Source organism: Tateyamaria sp. GN1-10 (assembly GCF_055693845.1).
On sequence record NZ_JBVFUR010000004.1, the window covers coordinates 403,729 to 420,149 of the forward strand.

General features: G+C 57.3%; 13 protein-coding genes and 1 pseudogene. 4 read left to right on the forward strand and 10 right to left on the reverse strand.

The window, feature by feature from the left end; translation table 11 throughout:
- Positions 1-52: 52 nt before the first annotated feature.
- Entirely contained in the window at positions 53-445 is a 393-nt protein-coding gene (locus tag ACZ1HN_RS03840; RefSeq protein WP_299203369.1) for a DM13 domain-containing protein, read from the forward strand.
- Positions 446-497: 52 nt separating this feature from the next.
- Here the strand turns inward: ACZ1HN_RS03840 and ACZ1HN_RS03845 are convergent, their stop codons facing one another.
- Together ACZ1HN_RS03845 and hslV are read right to left on the reverse strand one after the other, a co-directional pair.
- Positions 498-1,535: an aldo/keto reductase gene (locus ACZ1HN_RS03845; protein ID WP_472726544.1), complete on the reverse strand. Its 1,038-nt coding sequence runs from the start codon at positions 1,533-1,535 to the stop codon at positions 498-500.
- Entirely contained in the window at positions 1,532-2,089 is a 558-nt protein-coding gene (hslV, locus tag ACZ1HN_RS03850; protein WP_299203375.1) for an ATP-dependent protease subunit HslV, read from the reverse strand. Before hslV ends, ACZ1HN_RS03845 begins: the two co-directional genes overlap by 4 nt.
- 98 nt (positions 2,090-2,187) lie before the next feature.
- On the opposite strand from hslV, the gene ACZ1HN_RS03855 reads away from it, so the two are divergent.
- Positions 2,188-3,099: a hypothetical protein gene (locus ACZ1HN_RS03855; protein WP_472726545.1), complete on the forward strand. Its 912-nt coding sequence runs from the start codon at positions 2,188-2,190 to the stop codon at positions 3,097-3,099.
- A gap of 32 nt (positions 3,100-3,131) precedes the next feature.
- On the opposite strand, the gene trxA is transcribed toward ACZ1HN_RS03855, so the two are convergent.
- The 8 genes and pseudogenes from trxA to regB form a co-directional block, all read right to left on the reverse strand.
- Positions 3,132-3,452: a thioredoxin gene (trxA, locus tag ACZ1HN_RS03860; protein ID WP_299203380.1), complete on the reverse strand. Its 321-nt coding sequence runs from the start codon at positions 3,450-3,452 to the stop codon at positions 3,132-3,134.
- A gap of 38 nt (positions 3,453-3,490) precedes the next feature.
- Positions 3,491-6,811, reverse strand: a complete 3,321-nt coding sequence (addA, locus tag ACZ1HN_RS03865; protein ID WP_472726546.1) for a double-strand break repair helicase AddA — start codon at positions 6,809-6,811, stop codon at positions 3,491-3,493.
- Positions 6,808-9,760, reverse strand: a pseudogene (addB, locus tag ACZ1HN_RS03870) (double-strand break repair protein AddB). The gene addA and the pseudogene addB overlap by 4 nt, the downstream one beginning before the upstream one ends.
- The gene (locus ACZ1HN_RS03875; RefSeq protein ID WP_472726547.1) at positions 9,753-10,421 is read right to left on the reverse strand and encodes a nucleotidyltransferase family protein; all 669 of its coding nucleotides are present in this window, start codon (positions 10,419-10,421) and stop codon (positions 9,753-9,755) included. Before ACZ1HN_RS03875 ends, addB begins: the two are co-directional and overlap by 8 nt.
- Positions 10,421-11,440 (reverse strand): aminoglycoside phosphotransferase family protein, encoded by a 1,020-nt coding sequence (locus tag ACZ1HN_RS03880; RefSeq protein WP_472726548.1) that lies wholly within the window; start codon positions 11,438-11,440, stop codon positions 10,421-10,423. Before ACZ1HN_RS03880 ends, ACZ1HN_RS03875 begins: the two co-directional genes overlap by 1 nt.
- Positions 11,433-11,906 (reverse strand): tRNA (adenosine(37)-N6)-threonylcarbamoyltransferase complex ATPase subunit type 1 TsaE, encoded by a 474-nt coding sequence (gene tsaE, locus ACZ1HN_RS03885; RefSeq protein WP_472726549.1) that lies wholly within the window; start codon positions 11,904-11,906, stop codon positions 11,433-11,435. Before tsaE ends, ACZ1HN_RS03880 begins: the two co-directional genes overlap by 8 nt.
- A 44-nt stretch (positions 11,907-11,950) precedes the next feature.
- Positions 11,951-13,471 (reverse strand): PAS-domain containing protein, encoded by a 1,521-nt coding sequence (locus tag ACZ1HN_RS03890; protein WP_472726550.1) that lies wholly within the window; start codon positions 13,469-13,471, stop codon positions 11,951-11,953.
- Positions 13,472-13,544: 73 nt separating this feature from the next.
- Positions 13,545-14,942 carry a sensor histidine kinase RegB gene (gene regB / locus ACZ1HN_RS03895; protein WP_299203394.1) on the reverse strand — a complete coding sequence of 466 codons (1,398 nt, stop codon included), beginning with the start codon at positions 14,940-14,942 and terminating at the stop codon, positions 13,545-13,547.
- A 74-nt stretch (positions 14,943-15,016) separates the two neighbouring features.
- On the opposite strand from regB, the gene ACZ1HN_RS03900 reads away from it, so the two are divergent.
- Positions 15,017-15,637 carry an SCO family protein gene (locus ACZ1HN_RS03900; protein ID WP_299770421.1) on the forward strand — a complete coding sequence of 207 codons (621 nt, stop codon included), beginning with the start codon at positions 15,017-15,019 and terminating at the stop codon, positions 15,635-15,637.
- An 83-nt stretch (positions 15,638-15,720) separates the two neighbouring features.
- Positions 15,721-16,275 carry an ActR/PrrA/RegA family redox response regulator transcription factor gene (locus ACZ1HN_RS03905; RefSeq protein ID WP_299203398.1) on the forward strand — a complete coding sequence of 185 codons (555 nt, stop codon included), beginning with the start codon at positions 15,721-15,723 and terminating at the stop codon, positions 16,273-16,275.
- Positions 16,276-16,421 lie beyond the last annotated feature (146 nt).

Below are 16,421 nucleotides of genomic sequence, written 5' to 3' on the forward strand. Positions count from 1 at the left end.
GCGGCTTAGGCGTACCTTGGCCCCATCGAATTGAATCCTCGGAGATTATCCCATGACCAACCGCCGCTCATTCCTAATTGGGTCCGCCACCCTGATGGCGTCCACTGCACTACCAACTTTTGCGCTAGCTGGTGGACATGGCCGCATCGGTGAATTCACCGGCAAAAGCAATCATGTCACGAAGGGTCGCGCCGAAGTCGTGACCAAGAATGGCAAAAGCCAGGTAATCCTTCTGGACGACTTCTGGTTCGATGGTGCCCCAGATCCCAAGGTTGCGCTGGGCCGTGATGGCTATGACAGCGACACACTTATGGGGTTGCTGAAAGCCAATTCAGGCAAGCAGACATTTGATGTTCCAGACGGGATCGACGCCGCCACGTATAACGAAGTGTGGATCTGGTGCGAGAAATTCAACGTTCCGCTGGGCGTTGCCAAACTGAACTGATCCTGCTGTTTATCAAGAGGAAGGCCGCTGCAAACGCAGCGGCCTTTTTCGTTCATGATAGAATTTTGGTATTCAGTTCATCCGTCATCATCGCATCGAACCAATGCGGATATCTCTTGGCTGGAGGCGCGATGCCGGACAGTTTCGCCAATTCGTGATCAGTCAATTCTAGCTCCGGCGCGGCCAAGGCCGCATCCAGATGACTCATCTTCGAGGCGCCGAAAATCACGCTGTGGCTGCGGTCCTGGGCAAGCAACCATGCCAAGGCCACGGTTGCCGGATGTACATTGTGTGTCTTCGCAATGTCGGCCAGAGCTCCAATCATCTTGCGAGCGGTTGCGGTGTCGATGCCAAGGAAATCGCCGCCTTCACTCAACCGTCCGTCGCCTTCCTCCAGTTTCTCCGGATCGTACTTGCCCGACAGCAAACCGCCAGCCAGAGGTGACCAGGCCATAAGCCCACCGCCCATCTCGGCCATCATGGGCAAGACATCCAGTTCGATATCCCGTGCCACCAGATTATACAGATACTGTCCGGCGATGAAGGGTGTCATCCTGTGGTCGCGCTGGTACTGCACGGCGCGGGCCATGTGCCAGGCGGGCCAGTTCGATACACCAACATAGCGCACCTTGCCTGCTTCAATGGCGGTTTGAAGTGCGGCCAGAGTTTCTTCCATTGGCGTCGTGAAATCGGTTTTGTGCAGCACCAAAAGATCAATGTGATCAATCCCCATACGGTCTAGACTACCGTCGATCTGCTTGAGGACATGACTGCGATTTAGACCTGCATCCCCCACCTGATCTGTCTGACGAAAGCCAAGCTTTGTACAAATCACGGCCTCGTTTCGGCGCTTTCCCAACGCTTTCCCAAGAATATCTTCCGATTCACCGCTCGAATAACCGTCGGCGGTATCAAAGAAGTTCACGCCGGCATCCAGAGCGTGGCTGACCATCTTGGTCGCGGCGTCCTGACCGACCTTTGCAACACCGGGAATCCACTCCGATCCATGGTTGAAGGTCATAGTACCAAAACACATGCGGCTCACGATCAAGCCGCTGTTGCCCAGACGTGTATATGTCATCTCGGTCATTTGCTGATCTTCTCCACTGTCAGGTTGCCGTTGGTATAAACGCAAATGTCGGCCGCGATTTGCATCGCGTCGCGCGCGACGGCTTCGGCATTACGGTCGCTGTCCATCATGCCACGTGCCGCGGCAAGGGCGTAGTTTCCACCAGATCCGATCGCTGTTACATCGTGCTCAGGCTCCAGGACGTCACCTGCGCCAGTGATAACGAACATGTCGGCGCCATCCGATACGATCAGCATCGCCTCAAGCTTTTGAAGGTATTTGTCGGTGCGCCAGTCCTTGGCCAACTCGACGCTCGCACGCGCCAATTGACCCGGGGTTGCTTCCAGCTTGCTTTCCAGTCGTTCTAGCAAGGTGAATGCATCCGCCGTGGATCCGGCGAAACCCGCCACCACATCATATCCACCAGGGCTAAGTCGACGCACCTTACGCGCCGTCCCCTTGATGACAGTCTGTCCAAGAGACACCTGGCCATCCCCGGCAATGACGACTTCGCCGCCCTTCTTAACACCGATGATCGTGGTCCCGTGCCATCCGGGAAAGTCTGAGCTGGCCATTTGGCTCTCCTTCAACAGTTGGGGGGATATATGGCGGTCAGCTCACGGACGGGCAAGGGCCGGTTGCTCGCTCGATCCGCTGCGCCTAGGGTCTGATCATGTCGCACCCCAAACGTGTTCGCTTTTACCTTAATGATGGCACGCGTCGCCGGGCTAGGAATGGAGAACACAACTTCATCGCCAAGATTGTGCATGTGTTGGAACGAACCGGATACGAGATATCCTATCATGCGAACACAATGGCCGAGCGCTTGAAGGCGGGCACGCGACGTGGCTATGCGCTTTGCGAGATGACGCCGCCGCCAAACAAGCGTGCGATGACGTTTCGCCGCGTCTATCACTATCCGTTTTGGCAAATTCAGGCGTCTGACAAGCGCTGGGAGTGGGATGTTGCGCAGGCGCGTTTCGATCCTCTGGCTTGCCCTCAAAAAGATGCGCGGCGTTTCTTTTCCTACTGGCAGGCGCGGATTTGTGGGCCGCTGCTTGATCATGTCGGTGACGATGATTTCATCTACGTGCCGCTACAGGGCCGCCTGACGGATCACCGTTCCTTTCAATCCTGCAGTCCGATCGACATGCTCGTCCAGACGCGCGCCGCCTGCCCCGGAAAGCGGATCATTGCGACCTTGCACCCAAAAGAAACCTACAGCCCGGATGAGATGACGGCACTGAATGAAGTGCAAAGGCGTGACCCGGACCTCAGCATTCAGACTGGCGGGCGGGACGCCTTGCTGCCACGCTGCTCGTATATTGTGACGATGACGTCGAGCGTCGCGTTCGATGGCATGTTTTTCGGGAAGCGTGCAGTCACGTTTGGTCAAACCGACTTTCATCACGTGATGCTAGATGGGCAAGACTCGGATGCATTCGACCGCATCCAGTCGCACCGGCCTGATTACGCCGCATATCTGTGGTGGGTGTGGCAGCACATGGCAATCAACGGAGGCCATGGTAGCGCTGAGGCCAAGATTGCTGCGAAACTGTCCGCTGCCGGTTGGCCGATAGAGTAAGGGCACCCGTCTTGCGGATGCCCTCGGAATTCTCAGATGCTCTCTTCGATCCAGCTTTGCAGCGCGGCTTTGGGTGCGGCGCCTGCACGGTTCGATACGATTTCACCGTTCTTGAAGATGAAAAGTGCCGGAATACCTCGGACACCCATCTGCGCAGGTGAGTTCGGGTTTTCATCCACGTTCACCTTGGCGATCTTGATCTTGCCTGCCATTTCGGCCGACAGCTCTTCGAGGGCTGGGCCAATTTGCTTGCACGGGCCACACCATTCGGCCCAAAAGTCCACCACAACGGGGACATCGGAATTTTTGACTTCGGCGTCGAAAGTTGCGTCTGTGACTGCCACGGTTGCCATGTGAGTTCTCCTGCCAGGCTCAAGCGTAGGCTGGCAACCTAGGTACCCCCCACAGCATCGTCAAGATATGGCGTGCCCGACAACGCCGACGTCACGATATCGTGCGGAATGGACATCAATGTGCCTGTATGAGTCCACAGAATGCTCAGCCGAATGGTGCGATCAGAATAAATTTGAGCCATTGCATGGGCATAGGCGCCCATCTGTCGCAACACACCTTCCGGTGTTTGCTCTGGTTTTTCCGGAATGACGCGGTTCGTCTTGAAATCGATCACGTGCACAGTATCCGAGGTCACGTGCAGCCGGTCGATCATTCCGTGCATTCGGCGTTTTCCAAGCGATGCGGTCACGGGCACCTCGGCCAGCACATCATCAGCAAAAAGCCATGACAGCGTTCGATCAGATCGAATGCGATCTGCTTGCGCCTGAGCCTCAGTTTTCAGGTCATCGGCCAGGTTGGTGTCACGCAATGCCCGCGCACCTATTTCGGGTGCTTCCAGCAACGCATGTACAGCAGTTCCAAAGGCCTTGGCGGTGTCTTCATCAAGCCCATCACCGGGCAGCGCCTTGGCACCACCCAAATCCGATGGTGACAGCGTTTCTGGCAGTGGCGCTGGGCTTGGCGCAGCTTCCTCATAAATGGCCGGTAGGGAGATACCCGTTTCAGCTTCTGCCATCCCGATGCTTGTTGTTGAAAACGCCCAATCGCCATGTTGCAGACGCAGGCCTGAACCTACCGGCGTGTCCAGCGCGGTTGCATCGTCTGCCTCCATGCCGGCCTGAACGCGTTGATGCCAGTCGTCACCATTTCTATCAAGCTCGCCCGCTGCTCCGACAATCAACCACTTCTCTGCTCGTGTTAGGGCCACATAAAGCAAACGTAGGGACTCTTGCCGCTGCGCTGCCTTCATCTCGTCCAGTCGGGTTGCCATCCGTGCCGGCAGTTGGGTCGATGGCATCTTCCAGACGGGTGTATCATTGATGTCGATGATATTGTTGCGGACCTGAAAGTCGCGTTTGCCGCATTCGGGCAGAATCACGATGGGCGCTTCCAGCCCCTTTGATCCGTGTACCGTCATCACCCGGATCTGGTTCGATGCACTGTCGATCTGGCGTTTGACTTCAAGGTCGTCTGTTTCCATCCAAGTCAGGAAACCGGTCAGGCTGGGCACTTCGCTGCGTTCGTACGATAATGCTTGGGACAAAAGCGCGTTGATCCCATCCTCTGCTTCGGTTCCCAGCCGTGCCAGCATCCGCTGACGTCCGCGATGTCGGGTCAACATGCGTTCGATCAGATCATAGGGACGTAAAAAGTCGACATTGTCCCGCAAGTCCCGCAGAACCGAGACTGTTTGAGGGTAATCCTCAGTTTTTGTGCGCAAGCTGCGCCACAATTCGTCTTCGGTTCGGTGATGCGCAAGGGTGTACAAATCCTGTTCAGACCACCCGAACAGAGGTGACCGTAGTGCAGTCGCCAGCGACAAGCTGTCCTCGGGCGTAGCGAGGAACGACAGAAGTGCACCAAGGTCACGGACAGCGGTTTCCGCCCCCACCTTGAGGCGATCCGCCCCAGCGATGGGAAGCCCCAACTCTTTGCAGGCGCGAATGATGTCGGGAAAGATGCCGCCGCGCCGTTGGACAAGGATCAGGAAATCCCGCGGTTGCACGGGTCTTGACCCCTTTGCATCCGGGATCAATGTGCCCTCATCCAGCATCTGCTTGATTTGCCCGGCGACTGCCATTGCCAGTGTGCGAAACTGGTGTTCCGGACTGCGCCGATCCACGGGATCATACCATTCCCGTTCCGGTGTTTTTTCAGGTTTTGGTACCAGCGGCCACAGATCTACACGCCCGGGCAAATCGGTGTTGAAGGCGATGTGTTCGCCTTCGCCGAACCCGGCGCCCTCTTCGAACTGAAACACTCTGTCGACTAGATTCAGTATGGCCGGCGACGAACGGAACGAAAAATCAAGGCTTCGACCCCACAACTTCTGATCCGATTCAGCTAGTTTAGAGCCAAATTCCGATTGCATCCGATCAAACTCACGCGGGTCAGCGCCTTGGAAGGAATAGATCGACTGCTTTTTGTCACCCACAACAAAGATTGTGCGGGTCACGTCTGTTCGCGCGCCCTCTCCGCTTGAAAACTCCTCGGCCAGACGTCGGATCACATCCCATTGGGTCGGGCTGGTATCCTGTGCCTCGTCCACGAGGATATGATCGATACCACCGTCGAGCCGATATAGAACCCACGCCGCCACGCGGTCATCGCTGAGCAGCTGCTGCGCCTTCTGGATCAGATCATCAAAATCCAGCCAACCGCGGCGTTGCTTTGCTTCCGTGTACCGCCTGGCAAACTTGCGGGCGAACTGGTGCAGAGCAACGGTGTGTTCAGCTGCATCAAGGGCGAGGCGCGCCTCGCGTGCCGCCTCAACCCTTTCAATCAGGGCCTCAAGCTGCGGCAGAAGATGTGCAGCCTGTTGTTGTGTTGATTTCGTTGGAAAGCGCTTCTTGCGGGTTCCAGCTTGGGTCAGAAACGCGGCCTCCGCAATCGAAAGGCTTTCGGTGTCGAGAGCGACAATTTCCTTTAGCGTCTCACCGACAGCTTTGTCAGTGACACCTTGCGTCGCCAAAATCGGCAACAGGTCTTGCAACATGTCCCAATCGCCCGGCGCAAAGGTAGTATCGACAATACTGTCATGTGTCAGATCAGAAGATTGTCCAAGCAAAGCAAGCGCGTCACCAATGCTCAGATCGCCGAATTTCTCTGCTTTGCTTGCGATCTCTTTGGTAAGCGCAAGAAAATCTTCGCCCTTGTACTGAGCAGCAAGACGCCCAAGCACGTCTGCGTCCTCGCCATCCGCCATCTGATCCACAAGTTCGGCCCGCAAAAGGTCAGCGGCACGATCTTCAATCTCTGTGAACTGTGGGCTGACCCTCGCTTCCAGCGGAAAACGCCGTAACAGAGACGCACAGAAAGAGTGAATCGTCTGAATTTTCAGCCCACCGGGGGTTTCGATTGCCATGGCAAAAAGGGTGCGTGCATGGCTTAACTCTTGTGTGTTTAGGGTATGCTCCAACCCCAGCTCCACCAACTCCAATCGCAGGGAGTCGTCGTCCAGCATGGCCCATGCGCCCAACCGTTGAAACAGACGGTTCTGCATCTCGGACGCTGCTGCCTTTGTGTAGGTCAGGCACAAGATGTTCTGCGGTTTCACGTCTTCCAGAAGCAGGCGCGCAACACGGTCCGTCAAAACGCGCGTCTTGCCGGATCCCGCATTCGCCGACAGCCACGTCGATTGCATGGGCTGCGCTGCCTCTTGCTGACGGCGGGTGGCTTCGTTTGCCAGTCCTGTCATGTCAGCACCTCTGGCGTCGGTTCTTGTGTCACATCCCATTCACCAAAGCGCGCCAGTTGATCATAATCCCGTGCTTCGCGCTCCTCATAGAGTGCGCGACGCGAGGTATAGCCCTTGTCCCCCTCAAGATACGCACTCAGCAACCCGGCGAGTTCTGCAAGGATCTGGCCCGGTCTCTCAACGTCCAATGGCGCATCTTCGGTCTTGGGATTGCTGCCCATCCCGATGAATTGTGCAGCACGGACAGGGCGTGGACCTAGGGTGGCAAACCCACCTTCCTCGACCATGGCCGCTTCGATCAACAATTGCTTGTCGAAATGCTTCTGCTGATCTTTGGTTGGGGGCGCACCGGTTTTGTAGTCATACAAAATAACTGATCCGGCATCATCCACATCTATCCGATCCGCACGTCCCTCCAACTCGGTTTTGATAGCTTGCAGGGTCAGTTTTCCAACCGCCTTATTCTCAAACAACGTGGGCGTTGCGATGGACTGCCGCACCATTTCTGTCTCAACAAGCCACTCGGCTGCCCGCCCAAACCGCGCCAACCATAATGCACGGGCGGCAGGCCAGGGTACGTCCCGGTTCAGGACGCCGCGGGCGTGCGCCATGAGCGTGTCGACGGTCAAGGCGGCACTGTCGTTCAATGTCTTGCGCACGAAACGTTCCATCACGTCATGCGACAGGATTCCGCGCAACAGCGCATCCGGTGTTTGCACCAGGGGTCGCAATGCCCGCAGGCGCAGTACATGCTTGGCGTAGATGGCATAGGGATCGCGGATCAGCGTCTGGACTTCAGTCACGGTAAACCGACGAGGACGCGCGGACACGGGTGGACAAGGTGAGGGGCGGTGCGCCTTTGGAGCCTCTCCAGCTCGATCCAATTCCCGGGACAGCGCCAACCAATGTGCGCCACGAGTCCTCATGGCGTCCCAGTGATCCGGTTCTCCCTGTACCGCCAATCCTTGCAGCAGGTTGCGCAGCCTGTTTATCCAACGTGACGGCACTGTTTCCGCATCATCCGACCGGATGGAGCGGGTCAGCCAGACCTCCGGTGCGGCGATTGCCTGCTGGAAGTCATGTGCCGATAGGCCAATGCGCCGTTCAGGTAGCAGCAAACCGGCATCAAAGCGCATCTTTCGGTTCAGCCATGGATCGGGCGCTGGCGGTTCGGGCCACGTTCCGTCATTCAACCCGGCAAGGATCACAAGGTCAGCCCCCTGAACACGTGCCTCAAGCGTGCCCCAGATCATAATGTTCGGGTGTGGCATATCGCGGTCCCGTACATCCTCGCCCTGGCGCAAAGCGGTTGCGACCAGAGCCGTGTAGTCGCGGGCAGACATCTCACCGCCGTAACCCGCATGTTCGGCCAAGCCATCCATTACGTTTCGCGCTGCCTGACCGGCCTTCTTTTGCCATAGCTCGCCCGCATCCGCGCCGTTTGGTCCCTGCGCCAGCGTTTCGGCAAGGGTGCGATGCAGTGAAACCCAAGTCTCCAACGTCAGAGTTCCGGCGATTTCGCGACCACACAGAATGTCGCTTATCCACGCAGCCCATGGTTCGATCTCTTCCACGTGCTTGGTGGCCTTCAGGGCACAGCGCATCAAGCCTTCTGGATTGGGATATGGCAGGCCGTCCTTGCGAGATCCGCAATTCAAGTCTTTGCGTGTTCAGTTGGTGCAAGTTTCGATCGGCGCCGGAGTGAGACAGCGGATGCTTAAGCAGGGTCAGCAGTGCTTCGGCGTCCAACGGAGCTTGAAAAAGCGCTGCCACATGGCGCAATAACCGTCCTGGCGGTGACAGGTGCAGGGGCGTGCCGGCACTATCATCGGGTAGGATGTCCCAGCGATCCAGCGCCGCTGTGACCTGCCGCGTCAACATGCGATCTGGCGTTATCAGAGCCGCTTTTTCCCCTGCCTCGGCGGCTTGCCGCAAGCGCATGGCGATGGAAATCGCCTCGGCGCGCGGGGTATCAGCCTCGACAAGCGTGATGGCGTCCGTGGCCGGGCCAAGTTCGGTCAGTTTTGGCCCCTCCTCTCGCCATGCATCTGTAACGGGCGCTGGGCGCAGCGCCAGCGAAACAAGCGCGTTGCGTGATGCAGAGACCGGGGCCAACGGTGTCCATGGTTCAACATTCGACGGATGTAGGTCGAGCGCACGACACAGTTTTAGAAAGCGGAATTGCGGGTGATCTTCCGCCGTCTGATCTTGGGCCAGAGCACCCCAAACGTGACCGGGCATGTGATCATCGAAACCGGGCAGCAACACTGCGCCCTGCGGCAGTGCGGCCACTGCCTGCATGAGCAACAACGTCGTGCCGCGCGACCCTGTTGAACCGACAACAAGCAATGGATCTGTGGGTGGTGTATGCGCCCAGTGATCAGCCAACCGCAGAACGGTTTCACGTTGCCGGGCCTCGGGGTCCGGCGCGCTGCTGCTGGCGTCGATGTAGTCCTGCGCGATGGCGATGAACTGCTGCGCGCGCGCCCAATGTCCAGACTGATCAGACACATCCAGTTGCGCAATATCGGTTGCGCTCACGCCTTCGCCCTGCATCTCGTCCATCAGGGTGGCCAGACTGTCGGCAAGATCAAAAGGCCCCGCGTCAGGTGCGAGATCTGGTTGGCGTTCGATCAGGTTCTGGATCAGCGTGGCCAGCTCAAGCCTTCGCCGCAAGGGCGAAGCGGCGGCCGGCAAGGGTGAACCCGGCATCAGATCATCCAGCTGCGTGATCATACGAATGCGAGGCAGAAAACGTGAGGGCCCCTCGTCAAACAATGTGCGCAAGCGTCTGGCCATACGCGTGGTGTTGACCAGCAACGTGACCTTCGCCCACGCTTCAGGTGGTGCACTGCTCAAGCGGTCTTCAAGCCCGCGTATTACAGCAAGGGGGAAGTCGATGCCGGGCGCGCATCCGAACAGACGGGCCTTGTCCGATGGATCAAACATGGTGGTCCCGCAACATATTTTCGGCGATCGTGATTCCGTCGGGGTGGCCGACATCGGACCAATGACCGGAATAGGACAAACCGAAAAGGCGTCCCTGTTCGGCCATCATGTTCCATGGGACGTTCAGAGAGAACGCATGTTCTTCCACCTTGTTCAGAAGGTCCGTCTTCATGATCTGTGCGCCGCCATAAACCATGTCGCCACCGCGATGCAGGCGACCATCTTGGTTCAGGCGAAAATCCCCTCCGCCGTTCCGGCCATGTACCCGTGCGAGCGGGACACATATCAGCAGTGCATCCATCTGTTCCGGGTTCCAGGTGTCCAGCAACAAGCGCAACGGGTTTGGTCCTGCCCAGATCGCATCTGGATTCAGGGTCAGAACCGGGTCACCTTCCAGCAGCGGCAAGGCGTTGCGTAGCCCGCCGCCTGTCTCAAGAATATCGGGTTCTTCCCGTAACGTAATGACAGGGCGATTGGCCAGATACGCTTCAAGCACATGTGGCAAATAATGCAGGTTGATGACCACACGTGGCGGCTTGACCGCCTCTGCAGTCTCAAGCGCATGATCAATGAGAGGTTTGCCCGCTACAGGGATCATCGGTTTGGGTTGCGATTGGGTCAGGTGCTTCATGCGCGTCCCGAACCCGGCCGCAAAGATCATTACGGCTGGGGAAGTGTTTGGCATTGGTCTTTGAGGCTTTGCAGAATGGAGGGGGTTGGCGCGGGCAATGCTGCTTCGACAATCGGTGCGATATTGGCTGCAATCGGGTGTGAAAGGCCGGTTTCGATATGACCCCAGACCCGCGGGATCAGATCGATGTAATGGGGTTTGCCTCGTGCAAGACATAGTCGTGCAAAAACACCAAGAATACGCAGGTTGCGTTGTAAGCCCAGCAGGGCATAGGCGTCGCGGAATGCTGGTGGTTCGACTTTTGCCGCCGCTATGTATCGGTCAATCATTTTTGTTTGTACGTCCAGCGACACGTCGCGACGCGCATCTTGCAGCACGGACACGAGATCATAAGCGGGATGGCCCAGCATCGCGTCCTGATAGTCCAGAAGGCCAACACGTTTCAGCCCTGAGCGCTCGGGCAACCAGATCAGGTTTTCAGCGTGGTAGTCCCGCTGGACGAGCACCGGTTTTTCAGAATCCAGAGGTTCGAGGGCCGCATACATAGCCGTATCGAATGCAGCGCGTGCGCCTACATCAACTGATCCGACGGCGCCCCGCTGGTACCAATCAAAGCTCAAACAGGCGACATCGGTCATAAAACGCGCGTTATAGCGTGCCAAATCCGGCGGCGCTGCCATGTGCAAATGTAGCAATACGTCAATCGCCGCTTCGTAAAGCGGTCCTTCGCGGCTTTTGTCCGCCGTGATCAGTCGGGCAAACAAGTCATCGCCCAAATCTTCGATAAGCAGGAAACCTTGCGTGGTGTCTTCACCGTAGACTTGCGGCGCTGAAAGACCCACGCTGCGCAAGTAGTTTGTGATGTTTACGAACGGACGCACATCTTCGCCCTTGTGTGGCGGTGCGTCCATCAGGATGCGCGTTTCACCATTCAATGTGAGCCGGTCATACCGTCGGTTTGATGCATCTCCGGCGACCAGTTCAGACTCGGCCCTGCTCCAACCCAAACCGTCGAGAAAACCCGTTCTCAGATGTGCACGGTCAAGCATTGGCAGTGACCTGTTCCAAACGATCCGACCAACGTGGATCGGTCCACTGCAAGGTCGCTGTGCGACCTTTGCCATCGTGCTGGATCGTGATGGTCAACGCTTTGGTTGGCGTCAAAGGACCCAATCGATCAGGCCATTCAACCAGGCAAATCGCATCTTCAAAAGCGTCCATCAGGCCCAGCTCGTCTATCTCGGTATCTGCTAACACACGGTATAGGTCCGTGTGCCAAAGCGCTCCGTTCCGAGTGTCATAGACCTGCACCAACGTGAAGGTGGGCGATGGCACATCTTCGGGTTCCAGAAGTACGGATTGGATAACGGCGCGTGCAAAATGGGTCTTGCCCGCCCCGACATCACCCTCCAGCAAGACGACATCACCAGCGCGAAGAAGAGGGCCAAGTGCCGCCCCGGCACGCGTGGTTTCTTCTTCGGATGGCCAATGAAAGGTGAGGGTGGCGGGCGTCATCCCGTCAACCTACTGGCATCCTTGTGCGCTGCAAGTCTGAATGGTCAGGACGGTGCAGGATCTGTTGCCACAGGTTGACCGACCAACTCGGAAAAACGGATCACCGTGGCGCCTGAAACGATTGGAGAGATTTGCGCGCGGATCGCACCGGTGTTCTTGTGCTGCACTTCGGCTTCCCAAGGCGCGCGTTCGCCAACCTTCATAACGAAATCGCGCATGTCGCCCCACGCAGGGTCAGGTTTGCATTGGTCCTGCCAGGCTTGCAGGCAATCCACGATGGTGACGTCGGCAAAGCTGTTGTCCGGGTCCAGCTTCCACATCTCGCGATAGGCGGCGTTGCAGAACGTCAAAACGCCAGCCGACGAAAACACAACCAGTGCATCCTCAAACGTGTCCATCAGTGATTGTCCCAGCTCAAGCTCCGCCCGGAAGTTGCGGGTTAGCGAAATCTCGGCCGTAATATCTTCGATCAAAAAGGCGATGGCGCCATCGGGATGAGGCCGTCCGCTGACGCGGTAGGTGTGGCCGGTATCCAGTGTCCAGGTCTCGTGATAGCTGCCGTGTGAGGCGGCGTTAATCATCTCTGAGATTTCCTGACGCCATGAGCCATAGTTTTTTGGTTCCGGCATCACGCGATTGTCCCGAAGCCTGTCAAAAAACGAAAGCATGTCGGGGCGTCCACTCAGAAACTCTGCTGGCAGTGATGTCAGATCGACAAGGGCGGGATTGAATAGGGCCAATTGGCAGTTGCGATCAAAGATCGCCAACCCGATGGACAATTGTGCAAATGTTTTGGCCAGTGTCTGGACAAAGTTGCGCTGTGCGACTTCAGCCTGGATCACGGCATTGATGTCCACAGCGTGAAACGCGCTGGCCTTGCCAGCCTGCGTCGCTGTTACGCTGTACCACTCAGTCGTTCCATTGCCGTCCATCTGTACTGGCGCCCGTACCGAAGACTTTCCGGTCAGGTCGTCTGGATCAAATTGAAAGATTGGGGATGCATCATCTGCGTCGATACCCTTTGCCGCCTTTTCAAGTGTTCCATAGGCTGCGTTTCGCCATGTGATGGATCCCGTTTCATCCGCCAGCCATATCGGATAGGGCGCGGCCGTCGCTGCCAAGCGCAGGTTTTTCAACTCGGACTCCAGAGATTGGATGGCGTGTTTCGCGTTTGGATCCGCGCTGACCTGATCCTCTATCTCTACGCGGGTCATGCCCGCCTCGCGGTGGAGGCGCAGAACCGCACCGTCGTCACTGCGGGCAGCTTGAAGTGTCAATGTTTCAACTGACTGGATATCGTCGGCGTCTGGAAGGCCCGGAAACCTCGAACTCAGCCCCGCTTTCAGCGCCTGCCAATCGGTCACGCCTGGTTCGCGCCGCATTGCGATCTCAGCCTGTGGTGAGGCGTGTTCCAAATCGACGCCATCGAACAAGAAGGATAGACCCGGCACTTCGGGTTCTGTGGATTGAACAGCGCGCACCGGCGTGCGACCGAGATACAAGATGGCTGCCGTCACGGCGGACAAGGCGGAACCGAACATCACGATAACTTCTAACAGTGCCATCGCGTAACCTTTCTCCAAACTGACTGAACTATCCGGCCAACAGGGTTAACGCGTTCTTAACACAGGTCGGTTTTCATGCCCGGATTTGTTCGTTCCGGCCCATCGAAACGGCATTTTCACCGCTTCGCGCATCCACCTTTTTCCTTGGCCAGACGACCTCGACGATGGCGCCGATATGGTTGTCGTGCTGTTCCCGCGCCGCATATGGATCTGCGCCATTGGTAAAGGTCAGTTCGGCGCCCGACCGTTCGAGCAACGTTTTGGCGATGAACAGTCCCAGACCCATTCCTTCATACTCGGGTCGTTGGGTACGTTCTGTGGATGACTTGCGGCGACGGACAAAGGGGTCGCCGATGCGGCCTAGAAGCTGCGGAGGGAAACCCAGGCCGTCATCCATGATACGGATCGTGATTTGCGTGTTGGTCCAGTGCGCTTCGATCCACACGGTCGAGCGTGCGAAGTCGACGGCGTTCTGAACAAGGTTCCGCAGCCCATGGATGATTTCGGGCTGACGCAAGATCGCAGGTTGGTCGATTTCATCGCCCGCATCTGGGTCGTGTGTGTATTGCACCAGCTTTCCGCGGTGGGTGTGTGGCTCCGCGGCTTCTTGTACGACCGTCATCAACGGGGCCTGGCGCAAGTGTAGGTCATCTTTTCCTGCACGGCCCATGTCACGTAGAATGTCGCGGCAGCGGTCGGCCTGCTGGCGAATCAGTGCGGCGTCTTCTTTCAGTTCCGGGCGATCGTCCAATTCTTCGATCAATTCGGCGCTGGTCAGCTTGATTGTAGCCAACGGGGTTCCCAACTCGTGCGCGGCTGCGGCCACCACACCGCCCAAATCGGTCAACTTCTGTTCACGCGACAGGGCCAACTGTGTGGCGGACAGGGCATCCGACATGGAATGGATTTCCGACGTGACACGGCGGGAATACAAGCCGATGAAACAGATCGCGATCACAAGTGCGATCCAGTTTCCAAATACGAACAGATCCGGAATGCGAAGGATGAATCCATCCTGCGTTCGCAATGGCAGGTGATAGTCCGACAGAATGGTCACAATAACGATGGCGGTGGCCCCGACCAGCAGGGTTGACCGCGTTGTCAAAACGGCAGCCGAAATGGTGACGGGCCCTAAAAGCAGCAAGGCAAACGGATTGTTCAACCCCCCGGTCAGGAACAGCAGGAAGCCAAGCTGCAGCACGTCGAACAGAACCATAAGCAGGTTCTGAAACTCGTTGAGACGCTTGTTTTCGGGAAAGATGAAGATCGCGATCAGGTTGCCAATAACAGACACGCCAACGGCTAGGTAACAAAGGCCCAGCTCGAGCTGCAGGCCGTACAGCCGCTGCGCGACCGTCAGGGCCACGAGCTGTCCGACAATCGCAACCCAGCGCAGCAGGATCATTGTGCGCAGACGAATCCAGTTTGATCGTTGCTGCCCGGTCAGCAGGCCAATGTCAGGTTGCGCCATTGTGTCACTTCTTCGTTTCTTGAACTCGCGCCCGGGATTGATAGCTAAGAACTACCCCAACCCGGAGGCCGAATATGACCCGCATCATCGCACCCGTCGCTGCCATTGTCGCTGCCCTTTTTATGGCGGGGCTTTGGTGGGTCAGCCAGTCAGGTGGCGAAGAGACCGTATTTGCCCAATGCAATGCGACCCAGGTCGCGGGTGACGGTAACGGAATTGGCGGTCCGTTTGAACTGGTCAACGCGGAAGGGCAAACCGTGACGGATCACGATGTGATCACGGAACCGACCCTAATCTATTTCGGCTACACGTTCTGTCCGGATGTTTGTCCACTGGATACCGCCCGCAATGCCGAAGCGGTGGACGTACTGGCCGAACGCGGCATGTCGGTAACACCCGTTTTCATCACGGTTGATCCCGAACGGGACACGCCGGAGATTGTCGGCGACTTTGCCTATAACTTGCATGAGAAGATGATTGGCCTGACGGGATCACTGGAACAAACCGATGCCGCCAGCAAAACATACCGAACATATTACAAGGCGCATGATAAGTCGGACGAATTCTACCTCGTGGACCATTCGACGTTCACGTATCTTGTGCTGCCTGAGCATGGTTTTGTGGAGTTTTTTCGCCGTGACATAAGCGCCGACGCAATGGCTGATCGCGTCGCGTGCTTCGTTGAAAACGCCTGATTTTCCGGAATAATTTGACCCCATGAGTTGCACGGGCCATATTCCACTCCAGCCAGAAAAATAAGCGGGAACTGGAGAATTTGATGCCGGATGCAGCACTGCCGGACCTGGGCGAGGATAAATCGCTCTTACTGGTTGATGACGACGAACCGTTTTTGCGGCGTCTGGCTAAGGCCATGGAAAAACGGGGTTTCGAGATCGAAACCGCCGATAGCGTGACGGCAGGCAAAGCGATCGCGACGGCGCGCCCACCTGCATACGCGGTCGTTGACCTTCGGTTGGAGGATGGCAACGGGCTCGACGTGGTGGAAGTGCTGCGTGACAAACGGCCTGATGCGCGGGTTGTCGTGCTGACCGGCTATGGCGCCATTGCCACGGCGGTTGCAGCGGTCAAGATCGGTGCGACCGACTACCTGTCAAAGCCTGCGGATGCGACGGACATCACCAATGCGCTTTTGGCCAAGGGCGATGACCTACCACCCCCACCGGAGAACCCGATGAGCGCGGATCGCGTGCGGTGGGAACATATCCAACGTGTCTATGAATTGTGTGATCGCAACGTGTCGGAGACGGCGCGACGCCTGAACATGCACCGGCGGACGTTGCAACGCATCTTGGCAAAACGCTCGCCTCGTTGAGGTGTTGGACTGGGGGTTTTCCACCCCCAGACCCCCGAGGATTTTTTTGAAACAGGGAAGGGTTGGACGGTGCGTTTTGCGCTGGGCCACAGGTTTTTATTTTTAAAATTTGAGGCAATGTTCCGGCCTGTCACCCCCCGTGCACC